Origin of the sequence: Citrobacter sp. UYEF32, assembly GCF_040546205.1 — a bacterium.
Taxonomy (GTDB): domain Bacteria; phylum Pseudomonadota; class Gammaproteobacteria; order Enterobacterales; family Enterobacteriaceae; genus Phytobacter; species Phytobacter diazotrophicus.
Window position 1 is genome coordinate 569,378 of the sequence record NZ_JBEPNI010000002.1, and the last position, 14,600, is coordinate 583,977.

The following is a 14,600-nucleotide window of genomic DNA, read 5'->3' on the forward strand; positions in this document are numbered from 1 at the left end:
ACTGTGTTAATATGCGCGCCATTTTGTTTTACCGGGACTGCGATTACCCATGCGAATTCTGGCCATTGATACCGCCACAGAAGCCTGTTCCGTCGCGCTGAACAACGACGGAACCCTCTTTGCTCATTTCGAACTCTGCCCACGTGAACACACGCAACGTATTCTGCCGCTGGTGAAGGATGTTCTCACCGAGGGCGGCGTTGCTCTGTCTGAACTGGATGCGCTGGCCTTTGGCCGTGGTCCGGGGAGCTTTACCGGCGTGCGCATTGGTATTGGTATTGCACAAGGGCTGGCGCTGGGCGCGGAGTTGCCGATGATTGGCGTCTCTACGCTTGCGACGATGGCAGAAGGCGCCTGGCGTAAATCTGGGGCCACCCGTGTGCTGGCAGCCATTGATGCCCGTATGGGCGAAGTCTACTGGGCGGAATATCAGCGTGATGCCGACGGCGTCTGGCACGGCGAAGAGACCGAAGCGGTCCTCAAACCGGACGCGGTGACCGCGCGCCTCAGCGCGCTCTCCGGCGAGTGGGCAACCGTCGGCACCGGCTGGCAAGCGTGGCCGGATATGGCAAAAGATACCGGCCTGACGCTGACAGACGGCGGCGTATCGTTGCCGGAAGCACAAGATATGCTGCCTATCGCGCACCATCAGCTTTCGCTGGGGCATACCGTTGCCGTTGAGCATGCCGAGCCGGTTTATTTGCGTAACGAAGTGGCCTGGAAGAAACTTCCAGGCCGGGAATGAATCTCAGTAATTACAAGGCTGAGTGAAGGAGTCGCATCATGGCGAGTCAAAAAAGAGGTATGCGCTGGTTACTGGTGGGTGTGGTCGCCGCAGCGTTAAGTGGGTGTGTTTCTGTGCCTGACGCGATCAAAGGAACCAGTCCGACGCCGCAGGATGATCTGGTGCGCGTGATGAATGCGCCAAATCTCTATATCGGTCAGGAAGCCCGTTTCGGCGGCAAAGTGGTGAAAATCGAGAATCAGCAAGGGAAAACTCGCCTTGAGATAGCCACCGTGCCGTTAGATGACGGGGCGAGACCGATCCTGGGCGCAACCTCTGTCGGGCGTATTATGGCCGACGTGAACGGTTTCCTCGACCCGGTGGACTTCCAGAACCAACTGGTGACCGTCGTCGGACCGATTACCGGCATCTATGACGGCCAGGTGGGCGGCGCTGCCTATAAATTCGCGGTGATCCGTGCTGATGGCTATAAACGCTGGCATATCACAAAGCAGGTCGTACTGCCGCCGCAACCGATGGATCCGTGGATGATGGGGCCACACCCGTGGCATCGCGGGTACGGCGGTTGGGGCTGGTATAATCCCGGCCCCGCCTATGAACAGAGTGTTGTAACAGAGTAACGCTCTGTTCTGCATGAAAAATGAAACAGCGGCTGGTCCGCTGTTTCTTTATTTGAAAACCATAACAAAAATAATTAGTGATGCGCTTCGCAACCTTCAATTCGAACAATTAATAAACTGGTACGCTGAGTTAATATAATGTTAACGACTTGTTTATTAACAGGGGTTGTGATGACGACAAATACACAGTTTAGAGGTGATGCATTGAAGAAGGTTTGGCTAAACCGTTATCCCGCCGATGTGCCTGCGGATATTAATCCCGATCGTTATCAATCCCTGGTTGAACTCTTTGAACACGCGACGGCGCGATACGCCGACCAACCTGCGTTCGTCAACATGGGGGAGGTGATGACCTTCCGCAAGCTGGAAGAGCGTAGCCGCGCTTTTGCCGCATACCTGCAACAGGGCTTAGGGTTGCAAAAGGGCGATCGTGTGGCGCTGATGATGCCGAATCTTCTGCAATATCCGGTGGCGCTGTTCGGTATTCTGCGCGCGGGCATGATAGTCGTGAACGTCAACCCGCTGTACACACCGCGCGAACTGGAACATCAGCTTAACGACAGCGGCGCATCCGCCATTGTGATTGTCTCCAACTTCGCCCACACGCTGGAAAAAGTGGTCGACAAGACGCAGGTTCGCCATGTGATCCTGACCCGCATGGGGGATCAGCTCTCTCCGGCGAAGGGCACGCTGGTTAACTTTGTCGTTAAATATGTGAAGCGCCTGGTGCCGAAATACCATCTCCCGGATGCTATCTCGTTTCGCCGTGCGCTGCAGGCGGGCTACCGTTTGCAGTATATCAAGCCGGAAGTCACGACCGACGATCTGGCGTTTCTGCAATATACCGGCGGGACGACCGGGGTAGCCAAAGGGGCGATGCTGACGCACCGCAATATGCTGGCCAACCTGGAACAGGTGAATGCAACCTACGGTCCGTTGCTGCATCGCGGTAAAGAGTTGGTGGTCACCGCGTTGCCGCTCTACCACATTTTCGCCCTGACTATGAACTGCCTGTTGTTTATCGAACTGGGCGGACAGAACCTGCTCATTACCAACCCGCGCGATATTCCGGGGCTGGTGAAAGAGCTGGCGAAATACCCTTTCACCGCCATGACCGGGGTAAACACCCTGTTTAACGCATTGCTCAACAACGACGATTTCCACAAACTCGATTTTTCCTCGCTGCACCTTTCTGCGGGCGGCGGCATGCCCGTACAGCAGGCCGTTGCCGAGCGCTGGGTGAAACTTACCGGCGAATACCTGCTGGAAGGCTACGGTCTGACAGAATGCTCGCCGTTGGTGAGCGTCAACCCGCATGATATTGACTACCACAGTGGCAGTATCGGCTTGCCGGTCCCGTCGACAGAAGTGAAGCTGGTGGACGATGCCGGCAATGAAGTTCCACCGGGTGAACCGGGTGAATTGTGCGTGAAAGGCCCGCAGGTCATGCTGGGTTACTGGCAGCGCCCGGCGGCGACCGATGAAATCATCAAAGATGGCTGGTTGTACACCGGCGATATCGCGGTGATGGATGGCGAAGGCTTTATGCGTATTGTCGATCGCAAAAAAGACATGATCCTGGTCTCCGGCTTTAACGTCTATCCGAACGAAATTGAAGATGTCGTAATGCAGCATGAAGGCGTTAAGGAAGTGGCGGCCGTAGGCGTGCCTTCCGATGCCAGCGGCGAAGCGGTTAAAATTTTCGTGGTGAAAAAAGACGACTCGCTGACCGAAGAAGCGCTTATCGCGTTTTGTCGCCGCCAGTTAACGGGTTACAAAGTGCCGAAAAGGGTGGAATTCCGCGCTGAGCTACCGAAATCGAACGTCGGTAAAATTTTACGACGAGAATTGCGTGACGAAGCGCGCGGCAAAGTAGACAATAAAGCCTGAGCTATGCGTTAGTCGCCAGAACGCCGGTTAATCCGGCGTTTTTTGTGGGCGCAAACTAAAGAGAAGACGATTTGAATTACCAGATGATCACGACGAACGAGGCGCTGGCAGCGCTGTGTGAAGCTGCGGCTGGCACCGATGCTATTGCGCTTGATACTGAATTTGTCCGCACTCGTACCTATTATCCCCAGCTTGGTTTAATCCAGCTTTATGACGGGGAGAATGTGGCGTTAATCGACCCGTTAACCATCACTGACTGGGCACCGTTCCGCGATCTGATTACCAATACTCAGGTAACAAAATTCCTCCACGCCGGTAGTGAAGACCTCGAAGTCTTCCTCAACGCTTTCGGCGCCATGCCGCAGCCGATGATCGATACTCAAATTCTCGCGGCCTTCTCCGGGCGTGCGCTCTCCTGGGGTTTTGCGGCAATGGTGGAGCAGTACACTGGTGTGGCGCTGGATAAAAGCGAGTCGCGCACTGACTGGCTGGCGCGTCCGTTAACGACACGTCAGTGCGATTATGCGGCGGCCGATGTCTGGTATCTGCTGCCTATCGCGCGAAAATTGCTGGCTGAAACCGAAGAAGCAGGGTGGCTTAATGCCGCGCTGGACGAATGCCGCCTGATGATGCAACGGCGTGGCGAAATTCTGGCGCCGGAAGAGGCATGGCGTGACATCAGCAACGCCTGGCAGTTACGTACCCGCCAACTGGCATGCCTGCGTTTGCTGGCGGACTGGCGTCTGCGTAAAGCCCGCGAGCGTGACCTGGCGGTCAATTTCGTTGTTCGTGAAGAGAATCTGTGGGCCGTGGCGCGTTATATGCCAGGCAGCATGGGTGAGCTCGACAGCATTGGCCTTTCCGGTAGCGAAATCCGTTTTCACGGTAAAACGCTGCTGTCTCTGGTTGCACAGGCGCAGGCACTGCCGGAAGACGCGCTGCCGGAGCCGCTGTTGAACCTGGTGGATATGCCCGGCTATCGCAAAGCCTTTAAAGCTATCAAGGCACTGGTGCAGGACGTTAGCGAAAGCAAAGGACTGAGCGCAGAATTAATTGCTTCTCGTCGGCAAATTAATCAATTACTTAACTGGCACTGGCAATTAAAACCGCAGACAAATTTACCGGAATTAATCAGTGGCTGGCGTGCGGAATTGATGGCTGAGCGGCTCAACGCATTATTAACGGAATATCCGCGTTAATCCCTGTATATAAAAACAGGGGTTAAGTGTTAATAAAAGAAAAAGGCAGAGGGTTTCTGCCTTTTTTATTACTCCTGACGCAGCGATCAACTGCCGGATTATTTCGTCTCTTCTGGTTCTGGCAAGGTAACGTTGAGTTCCAGAATGGAAATATCGTCACCACGTTGTTCCAGTTGGACTGAAACCATTTCCGGATCGATTTGAACATATTTACAAATCACCTCCAGAATATCCCGCTTTAGCTGCGGTAAATAATGTGGTTCAGCGTCACTGCGACGGCGTTCCGCAACAATAATTTGCAGACGCTCTTTGGCGATGCTGGCGGTGTTCTTTTTTCTGGAGAGAAAAAAGTCGAGTAATGCCATAACTTATCCTCCGAACAGGCGTTTGAGGAAACCTTTCTTCTCTTCATCAATGAAGCGGAAAGGACGATCTTCTCCCAGTAGACGTTCAACGGTATCTGCGTACGCTTTGCCTGCATCGGCAGTGGTATCCAGAATAACCGGTTCCCCCTGGTTGGATGCGCGAAGGACTGACTGATCTTCGGGGATCACGCCAACCAGCTTAATGCGCAGGATCTCCAGCACGTCTTCCATGCTGAGCATATCACCTTTATTAACGCGCCCCGGGTTGTAACGGGTCAACAACAGGTGTTCTTTAATCGGTTCCTGGCCGTTTTCGGCGCGGCGTGATTTGGACGCCAGGATGCCGAGGATACGGTCAGAGTCACGGACGGAAGAGACTTCCGGGTTGGTGGTGATGATCGCTTCATCCGCGAAATAGAGTGCCATCAGCGCGCCGGTTTCAATCCCCGCCGGTGAGTCGCAAATAACAAAGTCGAACTCCATTTTCTGCAGCTCATCAAGCACCTTCTCAACGCCTTCACGCGTTAACGCGTCTTTGTCGCGCGTCTGCGAAGCCGGGAGAATATAAAGATTTTCCGTGCGTTTATCTTTAATCAGCGCCTGATTCAGCGTCGCATCGCCCTGAATGACGTTCACGAAGTCGTACACGACGCGACGTTCACAGCCCATGATGAGGTCGAGGTTACGCAGTCCGATATCAAAATCAATAACGACGGTTTTCTTTCCCTTCTGGGCCAAACCGGTTGCGATGGCCGCGCTGGAGGTGGTCTTACCCACGCCCCCTTTACCCGAAGTAACAACAATAATGCGTGCCATAGGAGTTCCTTGTTAAAAGGGCTTAATCTAACGGTTGAATAGTCAAAGCGTTATTCGCTAAACGTAAGCGCGCCGCTTTGCCATAAAAATCGGCCGGGATTCGATCGCTCAGCCAGTATTCCCCTGCGATGGATACCAGCTCCGCCGTGAGGTGAGTACAAAATATTTGCGCATCCTTGTCGCCGCTTGCGCCAGCCAGCGCGCGGCCACGCATCATGCCGTAAACATGGATATTGCCGTCGGCAATCAACTCTGCGCCTGCGCTTACGTGACTGGTGACAATCAGATCACAGTTTGGCGCATAAACACGCTGCCCGGAACGAACAGGAAGATCAATCAAGCGTGTTTTTGTGACCGGAGTAACAATGGGGGCCTCGGGGACAGGAACAGCAACCTGACGTTGCGGCTTTTCTTTGCCTTCGGTCAGAAGCGGCAACCCGGCACGTTCAATGTCGGCTTTCAGTTCGCTGTCTTTACAGCCGCTGATACCGACAACCCGTAACCCCGTCGCCAGAATAGTCTGTTGAATCGGCGACCAGTTGACCGGGCCCTCAAGGTCAGAAACATTAATAACAACAGGAGCATGTTTTAAAAAAGCGGGAGCCTGAGCGATTTTGTCTTCTAACGCCTGGCGAATAACCTCGGGTTTTGCATCATGCAAGTGAACCACAGATAAGGTAAAACTACTGCCTTTTAGCTCGATGGGCGTGTTTGACATCCTGACCTTACTCATTTTGCTATTATCACTCATGAGTGAGCGATATTCCGAAGACTATCAAGCATGTTATAGTCACTATTATATTCAGGCAAGTAACCACCCCTTAATTCAGAGCAAAAGTATGTTTTGTGTGATCTACCGAAGTTCCCGACGTGAACAGACTTATCTGTATGTCGAAAAAAAAGACGATTTTTCACGCGTGCCGGAAGAATTAATGAAAAGCTTTGGCCAGCCTCAGTTAGCCATGTTATTGCCCCTCGACGGACGTAAAAAACTGGCCAGTGCGGATCTGGAAAAAGTAAAAGAGGCGTTACGTACGCAGGGATATTATTTACAGATTCCACCGCCGCCAGAAAATTTGCTGAAACAACATTTAGACAGCGAAAGATAGCCATCCCCGCCAGGCAAAGTGGCGGATCGATTCCGCCATTTGCTTTCCTCTTGCATACGCATTGAATGACAAAGTTTGCTATTTGACAAACCGCCATGTGGCGCGGATAGTCATTTTTCGCACTTGTTCAATGCGTTACTTAGGGGAAAGACATGTACCAACATCATAACTGGCAGGGCGCACTCCTGGATTACCCGGTGAGTAAAGTCGTGTGCGTTGGCAGTAACTATGCGAAACATATTAAAGAAATGGGCAGCGCCACGCCGGAAGAGCCGGTGCTGTTTATTAAACCGGAAACCGCATTGTGCGATATTCGCCAGCCGCTGGCGCTGCCACAGGATTTCGGTTCCGTACATCACGAAGTTGAACTGGCCGTGCTCATTGGGGCAACGCTGCGTCAGGCGACCGAAGAGCATGTACGAAAAGCCATTGCCGGTTATGGTGTGGCGCTGGATCTCACGCTTCGCGATCTGCAGGCCAAAATGAAAAAGGCGGGTCAGCCGTGGGAAAAAGCGAAAGGCTTTGATAATTCCTGCCCGATCTCCGGTTTTATTCCGGCGGCAGAGTTTACCAGCGATCCGCAGAACACGACGCTTGGGCTCAGCATCAACGGTGAAGTCCGCCAGCAGGGAACCACTGCCGATATGATCCACAAAATTGTGCCGCTGATTGCTTATATGAGCCGCTTCTTCACGCTCAAAGCCGGGGATGTCATTCTGACCGGTACGCCGGAAGGTGTTGGTCCGCTGCACGGCGGGGACGAACTGGAAGTGAGTTTCAACGGCCTCTCGTTAAAGACCCGCGTATTATAAGTCGATTTGCCGCCTGAACGGCGGCAAAACTTGCATACCCATGCCAGACTGGTTATAAGGTGCTCCCTGGTTTTAAATGGCGAACTGATTTATGAGCGACACACCTTTCTGGCAAAGCAAAACTCTTGAACAAATGACGGACGCGGAGTGGGAATCGCTGTGTGACGGCTGCGGTCAGTGCTGCCTGCATAAGCTAATGGATGAAGATTCCGACGAGATCTATTTCACCAATGTGGCCTGCCGCCAGTTGAACATCAAAACCTGCCAGTGTCGTAACTACGAGCGTCGCTTTGAGTATGAGCCGGACTGCATCAAGCTGACGCGCGATAATTTACCCACCTTTGAATGGTTGCCGCCCACCTGCGCCTATCGTCTGCTGGCCGAAGGGAAGGCGCTGCCGGTGTGGCATCCGTTGCGTACCGGTTCGAAGGAGATGATGCACAAACAGCGCATCACGGTTCGCCATATTGCGGTAAAAGAGTCCGAAGTCCGCGACTGGCAGGATCATATTTTAAATAAACCCGATTGGGCGCAATAATCTCTTTTGTTATACCGCGACCTGCCTGAGATGATTAAAAAGTCATTTAAAACAAGGCCCTAAAATGTTTTCATGTCTTAAATAAGCTAAAACATCAATGGGGTCTGTCATGAATAAATTCATTGTGCTGGTAGCGGCAGGTGCTCTGCTCGCAGGATGTACGGCGTCTAAACCCTCTCCACAGCGGCACGCTATCGCCTTTACGGAAAATCACAGCTCAACGGACGGTGGTGTCCGGTTCTCGGCAAGTGGTACATATCGCAACATCATTCCCGCCTTTGAAGAAGCGTACGATAAAGGAAAATTGGACCGCATAGTGGGTCATGATGTGCATTACGCCATTAAGTATGCCGGAATACTCAGAGAGCAGGCCAGCCGTCATCTCACCGAAACATATGACAGATCTGGCGATAGGGTACAGGCGGATTCGAAAGATGCCGACTCGATAGGCAATGAATTATCGGCAACGTATCTGGATGGCTATAACGGGGTGTATTAGGCCAGTCTTATCAAGGGTGTATCGCGCCGCTCGGTGAAGTAACACCTACGGGAAGCGTATGCAATTTTGCGGCAATAAAAAAACGCTCCCGAAGGAGCGTTCTGTTAACGACCGAAGAGGTCGCGTTTTTTCGGTTTGAAGGGCTGTGCGATGAGCACCAGCGCCGCCACAACAAAGTAAGCGACAAAGATACCTAACAGCCATTGCGGCATTTCCAGCGACAGGAACTGCCACTGTTTTTCAGCACAATCGCCCGAAGCAACAAAGACCTGCGGAAGCCACTTATCCAGTGGCAGCCACGAAGGGAAACGCGCAGCAAAGTCGCAGGTCATAAAAGGAGAAGGGTGAAGCTGGATCATGGTGTGTTCATACGTCAGTTGGATACCGCGCCAGGCGCTGTACAACCAAATTAAGATGGCGACGTAGCGCAACGGCGTCTTCGGCGCAATCGCACCGACGATACCCGCACCCATCACACCAAAAAGGGCAGAACGCTCATAAATACACAGGACACAGGGTTTCAGCAGCATGACGTGCTGGAACCACAACGCCACTAATTCAAGTGCCAGTGCGGTGAACGCCATTAATAGCCAGGCGCCGCGCCCGCGAGAGCACTTGTTTAAATATCGCAACATAATCATTTCCCTGGGACATGCGTAGACACAGCAGTGTAAACGAAATCACTTAGCAAGCCACTATTGCATAAGAAAATAATACGTAATCGGATGTTTATCATGCGAAAAGTCAAATCTTGCTGTCAGGAATGTAAGCAAAGCGCTAACAGGAAAAGCATTTATGATAAATGTGGTAAATGACTTTCAGTAAAGAGGGAATTGTCGTGAATAAAATGGGGAGTAAACCGTACATCGGGTGAATCTTTCAAATTGGATCGGCGATCCCCTTTTTCTTCATTTCGCCTGCTATCTGCCCCCGAAGTGGTCTGGTATGATGAGTGATCTTTGCTTAGTTGTATAATGGAAATCTCACTATGGTTATAAAGGCGCAGAGCCCGGCGGGTTTCGCGGAAGAATACATCATTGAAAGTATCTGGAATAACCGTTTCCCTCCGGGGTCGATACTTCCAGCAGAGCGCGAACTCTCCGAACTGATTGGCGTCACTCGTACTACATTGCGTGAAGTGTTACAGCGTCTGGCCCGCGATGGCTGGCTTACTATTCAGCACGGTAAACCCACAAAAGTAAACAACTTTTGGGAAACGTCCGGGCTCAATATTCTGGAAACACTGGCGCGTCTGGACCATGAGAGCGTTCCACAACTCATCGATAACCTCCTGTCGGTGCGTACCAATATCGCGACCATTTTCATCCGTACCGCATTCCGCCAGCATCCAGAAGACGCGTTAGCCGTGCTGGCCAGCGCGCGCGAAGTGGAAGATCACGGCGATGCGTTTGCTGAACTGGATTACAACATTTTCCGTGGACTGGCTTTTGCCTCCGGCAACCCGATTTACGGCCTGATCCTCAACGGTATGAAAGGGTTGTATACCCGCATCGGGCGTCATTACTTCGCAAGCCCGGAAGCACGCAGCCTGGCGCTCGGTTTTTATCACCGTCTGGCAGAAATCTGTGAGCAAGGTTTGCATGACCAGGTGTACGAAACCGTGCGTCGTTATGGGCATGACAGTGGTGAGATCTGGCAGCGCATGCATAAAACACTGCCTGGGGATTTGTCCATCAGCGGGCGTTAAGCAAAGCGAAGCCCCTCCGGCGGAGGGGCTTTTTGCTATCAGAGGGTATTGCTGCGGGCAGGGCAGCGGTCCAGCAGTTCTACACTGCCATCTTCGTTTTGCTGTTCCAGCAGTACATCAAACCCCCACAGCCGATGCACATGTTTGAGCACTTCCCGGCGGCCTTTGTCCAGCGGGGCGCGATTGTGCGGAATATAACGCAGCGTCAGAGAACGATCGCCGCGCAAATCCACATTCCACACCTGGATATTGGGCTCCAGGTTGCTCAGGTTATATTGAGATGACAGTTTCGAGCGGATCTCACGATAGCCCTCTTCGTTATGAATCGCCGCAATCTCCAGATAATTATTGCGATCGTCATCCAGCACGGTAAAGAAGCGGAAATCACGCATGATTTTTGGCGACATAAACTGGCTGATAAAGCTTTCATCTTTAAAATCGCGCATGGCGAAGTGCAGCGTTTCCAGCCAGTCGGAACCGGCAATGTCCGGGAACCAGTATTTGTCTTCCTCCGTCGGAGACTGACAAATCCGTTTAATATCCTGGAACATCGCAAACCCAAGGGCATACGGGTTAATGCCGCTATACCACGGACTGTTGTAAGGCGGCTGGAACACCACGTTAGTGTGGCTGTGCAGGAATTCCAGCATAAAGCGGTCTGTCACTTTCCCTTCGTCGTACAGATGATTGAGAATGGTGTAGTGCCAGAAAGTGGCCCAGCCTTCATTCATCACCTGGGTCTGTTTCTGCGGATAAAAATACTGGCTGACTTTACGCACGATGCGCAAAATCTCACGCTGCCATGGCTCCAGCAGCGGGGCGTTTTTCTCCATAAAATAGAGCAGGTTTTCCTGCGGCTCAGAAGGGTAACGGCGCGCTTCGACAACGGCTTTCTCTTCTTCACGTTTAGGCAGGGTACGCCATAGCGTGTTGACCTGGCTTTGCAGGTACTCCTCACGGCTTTTCTGGCGGGCTTTCTCCTCCTGCAGGGAGATCTTTTGCGGACGTTTATAACGGTCAACGCCGTAATTCATCAGCGCGTGGCAGGAATCGAGCAGTTTTTCCACCTCTTCCACACCGTAGCGCTCTTCACAATCGGTGATGTAGTTACGGGCGAAAATCAGGTAATCGACAATCGAGCTGGCATCCGTCCAGCTACGGAACAAATAGTTATTCTTAAAGAAAGAGTTATGCCCATAGCAGGCATGCGCCATGACCAGCGCTTGCATGGTGATGGTGTTCTCTTCCATCAGATAGGCGATACAAGGATTGGAGTTAATGACAATCTCGTAGGCCAGACCTTGCTGTCCATGCTTATAAAGTCGCTCGGTTTCAATAAATTTTTTACCGAATGACCAGTGGGGGTAGTTAATGGGCATCCCGACACTTGAGTAGGCGTCCATCATCTGTTCGGAGGTGATGACTTCGATTTGGTGCGGGTAGGTATCCAGGCGGTAAAGTTTCGCCACCCGGTCGATCTCTGCGAGATACACATCCAGTAGATCGAAGGTCCAGTCAGGTCCATCACTGAGACGTATGGTGTCCTTATTCATGGAATCAATCGTAGCCATTAGCGCGCCCTCGTTGTTAGCAACTCTCTCTGTATGGAGAGTCTCATTTCAAGCATAGAACACACAATAAAAACTGTACGTGACGTCGCTTTTTTTCTTCGCGATAACACCTTGCAAGAGAGGGGTAAAAAGCTTCTTTGGCAGAATTTTATTCTGCGGCGAAATGTCGCGCAGCAGGAGATTCTAAATATCCTGACGCCTTTATTTACGGAAAGGTGTGAGGGGTGTCACCATAAAAAAGCCATATGTTGAATAACATTTTCATCTGAGTTATCAATTTGTAATCAGATGATTGTGCTTTACACATGGGAGCAGGTTATGCGAGTCGTTGTACTGGGAAGTGGCGTGGTGGGGGTTACCAGTGCCTGGTATCTGAGTCAGGCGGGACATGAGGTGACGGTCATTGACAGGGAATCTGGCCCGGCGCTGGAGACCAGTGCGGCGAACGCAGGGCAAATCTCGCCTGGCTACGCAGCGCCCTGGGCGGCACCAGGCGTACCGTTGAAAGCGATTAAATGGATGTTCCAGCGCCATGCGCCGCTGGCAATTAGTCTCGATGGCACCTCAACTCAACTCAAATGGATGTGGCAGATGCTGCGTAACTGCGACACCCGCCATTATATGGAAAACAAAGGCCGCATGGTGCGGCTTGCAGAGTACAGCCGCGACTGTTTAAAGCTGTTGCGTGAAACTACCCAAATTCAGTACGAAGGGCGTCAGGGCGGGACGCTACAACTGTTCCGTACCCCAGAGCAGTACGAAAACGCCACCCGGGATATTGCCGTACTGGAAGACGCCGGGGTGCCTTATCAACTGCTGGAGTCGGCCCGGCTGGCAGACGTGGAACCGGCACTGGCGCAGGTTGCACACAAGCTCAGTGGTGGTCTGCGTTTGCCAAACGATGAAACCGGCGACTGCCAGCTCTTTACTCAGCAACTGGCGCAGATGGCGGCGCAGGCGGGCGTCACATTCCGCTTCAACACCCCGGTCGACAGGCTCCTGTACGAGGGCGAGCAAATTTACGGCGTCAAATGTGGTGATGAAGTGGTGAAAGCCGATGCTTACGTCATGGCGTTTGGTTCCTATTCCACGGCGATGCTAAAAGGAATTGTCGATATCCCGGTCTATCCCCTGAAAGGTTATTCGCTGACTATACCCATTGCGGAGGAGGCGGGCGCGCCGGTTTCGACTATCCTCGATGAAACCTACAAGATTGCGATTACCCGTTTTGATAACCGTATTCGTGTCGGTGGAATGGCGGAGATCGTCGGCTTTAATACCGAGCTCCTTAAACCACGCCGCGCCACGCTGGAGATGGTGGTCAAAGATCTCTTTCCGCGCGGCGGACATGTGGAGCAGGCAACCTTCTGGACCGGGCTGCGTCCGATGACGCCAGACGGTACGCCGGTGGTGGGGCGTGCTCCGTTTAAAAACTTATGGCTGAATACCGGGCATGGCACGCTGGGCTGGACGATGGCCTGTGGGTCAGGGCAACTGTTGAGCGACCTGATTTCCGGCCGCACGCCAGCCATTCCCTTTGAGGATTTGAGTGTGGCGCGCTACCAGCCGGGTTTTACCCCATCGCGGCCGCAACATTTGCACGGTGCTCACAACTAAACCGTCCACCTAAAAACAAGGAGAACGTATGTCTCGTCCTGTCCAGGCGACTGTCGACTTACACGCACTTCGGCAGAACCTGCAGGTAGTCAGGCGTGCCGCACCACACAGCCGCGTCTGGTCAGTGGTGAAGGCTAACGCCTACGGTCATGGAATCGATCGTGTCTGGCGTGCGCTGGAAGGCACCGACGGTTTCGCGCTGCTTAATCTGGAGGAGGCGATCCTCCTGCGCGAGCGCGGCTGGAAAGGGCCGATTCTGATGCTGGAAGGCTTTTTCCACGCCGACGAGCTGCCGCTGTTTGATAAATATCGCCTGACCACCAGCGTGCACAGCAACTGGCAGGTTAAAGCCCTCCAGGATGCCCGGCTTCATGCGCCGCTGGATGTTTACCTGAAAATGAACAGTGGCATGAACCGGCTGGGCTTTCAGCCTGAGCGTGTGCAAACCCTCTGGCGGCAACTGCGGGAGTTGAGCAATGTGGGTGATATCACTCTGATGGCCCATTTTGCCGATGCGGAAAAACCGGACGGGATTGCCGGGGCGATGACACGCATTAACCATGCGTCGGAGGGGCTTGATTGCCCGCGTTCGCTGTCCAACTCCGCCGCCACGCTCTGGCACCCGGAAGCTCACGGCGACTGGGTGCGCCCCGGCATCGTGCTGTATGGCGCGTCCCCGTCCGGGGAGTGGCAGGATGTGGCTGGCAGTGGCATCAAACCGGTCATGAGCCTGACAAGCCAGATTATTGCCGTGCAAACGTTGCGTGCGGGGGACTGTGTGGGCTATGGCAGCCGCTATCGTGCCTCACAGGAGCAGCGTATCGGCATCGTAGCCTGCGGTTATGCGGACGGTTACCCGCGTCTCGCCCGAACCGGTACACCCGTGCTGGTGGACGGTATTCGCACCGGTACGGTAGGCGCCATTTCGATGGACATGCTGACGGTTGACCTGACGCCGTGCCCGCAAGCGGGCATCGGTACGCCAGTTGAACTTTGGGGTAACGAGATCAAAATTGATGAAGTGGCCGCATGCGCAGGGACGGTTGGCTATGAATTAATGTGCGCACTCGCACCGCGCGTCCCCGTTGTGACAGTGTAACAATGGTGAGGC

At 53.2% G+C, this 14,600-nt stretch carries 16 protein-coding genes; 11 read left to right on the forward strand and 5 right to left on the reverse strand.

The window, feature by feature from the left end; translation table 11 throughout:
* The first annotated feature begins 49 nt into the window (after window positions 1-49).
* The 4 genes from tsaB to rnd all read left to right on the forward strand — a co-directional run bounded on the left by tsaB (window position 50) and on the right by rnd (window position 4,454).
* Window positions 50-745: a tRNA (adenosine(37)-N6)-threonylcarbamoyltransferase complex dimerization subunit type 1 TsaB gene (gene tsaB / locus ABIB59_RS07105; RefSeq protein WP_071195216.1), complete on the forward strand. Its 696-nt coding sequence runs from the start codon at window positions 50-52 to the stop codon at window positions 743-745.
* A 38-nt stretch (window positions 746-783) separates the two neighbouring features.
* A complete protein-coding gene (locus ABIB59_RS07110; RefSeq protein WP_107223342.1) occupies window positions 784-1,365 on the forward strand; it encodes a Slp family lipoprotein in 582 nt (193 codons plus the stop codon).
* A gap of 204 nt (window positions 1,366-1,569) precedes the next feature.
* Complete coding sequence (gene fadD, locus ABIB59_RS07115; protein ID WP_125125698.1) at window positions 1,570-3,255, forward strand: long-chain-fatty-acid--CoA ligase FadD; 1,686 nt, start codon at window positions 1,570-1,572, stop codon at window positions 3,253-3,255.
* Window positions 3,256-3,326: 71 nt separating this feature from the next.
* Window positions 3,327-4,454, forward strand: a complete 1,128-nt coding sequence (rnd, locus tag ABIB59_RS07120; protein WP_103245689.1) for a ribonuclease D — start codon at window positions 3,327-3,329, stop codon at window positions 4,452-4,454.
* 98 nt (window positions 4,455-4,552) lie between these two features.
* Here rnd and minE read toward each other — a convergent pair whose 3' ends face one another.
* The 3 genes from minE to minC are packed head-to-tail and all read right to left on the reverse strand — an operon-like array spanning window position 4,553 to window position 6,353.
* A complete protein-coding gene (minE, locus tag ABIB59_RS07125) occupies window positions 4,553-4,819 on the reverse strand; it encodes a cell division topological specificity factor MinE (protein WP_039079511.1) in 267 nt (88 codons plus the stop codon).
* A 3-nt stretch (window positions 4,820-4,822) separates the two neighbouring features.
* Entirely contained in the window at window positions 4,823-5,635 is an 813-nt protein-coding gene (gene minD / locus ABIB59_RS07130) for a septum site-determining protein MinD (RefSeq protein WP_039079510.1), read from the reverse strand.
* Between the two features lie 22 nt (window positions 5,636-5,657).
* A complete protein-coding gene (minC, locus tag ABIB59_RS07135; RefSeq protein WP_039079509.1) occupies window positions 5,658-6,353 on the reverse strand; it encodes a septum site-determining protein MinC in 696 nt (231 codons plus the stop codon).
* A 121-nt stretch (window positions 6,354-6,474) separates the two neighbouring features.
* Here minC and ABIB59_RS07140 point away from each other — a divergent pair, with 121 nt between their 5' ends.
* From ABIB59_RS07140 to ABIB59_RS07155, 4 genes are all read left to right on the forward strand, one after another.
* Window positions 6,475-6,744: a YcgL domain-containing protein gene (locus ABIB59_RS07140; protein ID WP_039079508.1), complete on the forward strand. Its 270-nt coding sequence runs from the start codon at window positions 6,475-6,477 to the stop codon at window positions 6,742-6,744.
* Between the two features lie 152 nt (window positions 6,745-6,896).
* Complete coding sequence (locus tag ABIB59_RS07145) at window positions 6,897-7,556, forward strand: fumarylacetoacetate hydrolase family protein (protein WP_039079507.1); 660 nt, start codon at window positions 6,897-6,899, stop codon at window positions 7,554-7,556.
* A gap of 91 nt (window positions 7,557-7,647) precedes the next feature.
* A complete protein-coding gene (gene ycgN, locus ABIB59_RS07150; RefSeq protein WP_039079506.1) occupies window positions 7,648-8,094 on the forward strand; it encodes a cysteine cluster protein YcgN in 447 nt (148 codons plus the stop codon).
* A 109-nt stretch (window positions 8,095-8,203) separates the two neighbouring features.
* Window positions 8,204-8,593, forward strand: a complete 390-nt coding sequence (locus ABIB59_RS07155; protein ID WP_039079505.1) for an Exc2 family lipoprotein — start codon at window positions 8,204-8,206, stop codon at window positions 8,591-8,593.
* Window positions 8,594-8,697: 104 nt separating this feature from the next.
* Here the strand turns inward: ABIB59_RS07155 and dsbB are convergent, their stop codons facing one another.
* Complete coding sequence (gene dsbB, locus ABIB59_RS07160) at window positions 8,698-9,228, reverse strand: disulfide bond formation protein DsbB (RefSeq protein ID WP_039079504.1); 531 nt, start codon at window positions 9,226-9,228, stop codon at window positions 8,698-8,700.
* A gap of 353 nt (window positions 9,229-9,581) precedes the next feature.
* On the opposite strand from dsbB, the gene fadR reads away from it, so the two are divergent.
* On the forward strand, window positions 9,582-10,301 hold the full coding sequence (fadR, locus tag ABIB59_RS07165) for a fatty acid metabolism transcriptional regulator FadR (RefSeq protein ID WP_039079503.1): 720 nt from the start codon (window positions 9,582-9,584) through the stop codon (window positions 10,299-10,301).
* 38 nt (window positions 10,302-10,339) lie between these two features.
* On the opposite strand, the gene ABIB59_RS07170 is transcribed toward fadR, so the two are convergent.
* Window positions 10,340-11,872, reverse strand: coding sequence for a SpoVR family protein (locus ABIB59_RS07170; RefSeq protein ID WP_039079502.1), 1,533 nt, complete (start codon window positions 11,870-11,872; stop codon window positions 10,340-10,342).
* 318 nt (window positions 11,873-12,190) lie between these two features.
* Between ABIB59_RS07170 and ABIB59_RS07175 the strand changes: the two genes are divergently transcribed.
* Window positions 12,191-13,489, forward strand: coding sequence for a D-amino acid dehydrogenase (locus tag ABIB59_RS07175; RefSeq protein WP_039079501.1), 1,299 nt, complete (start codon window positions 12,191-12,193; stop codon window positions 13,487-13,489).
* 28 nt (window positions 13,490-13,517) lie between these two features.
* The gene (dadX, locus tag ABIB59_RS07180) at window positions 13,518-14,588 is read left to right on the forward strand and encodes a catabolic alanine racemase DadX (RefSeq protein WP_354034698.1); all 1,071 of its coding nucleotides are present in this window, start codon (window positions 13,518-13,520) and stop codon (window positions 14,586-14,588) included.
* Window positions 14,589-14,600: the final 12 nt, after the last annotated feature.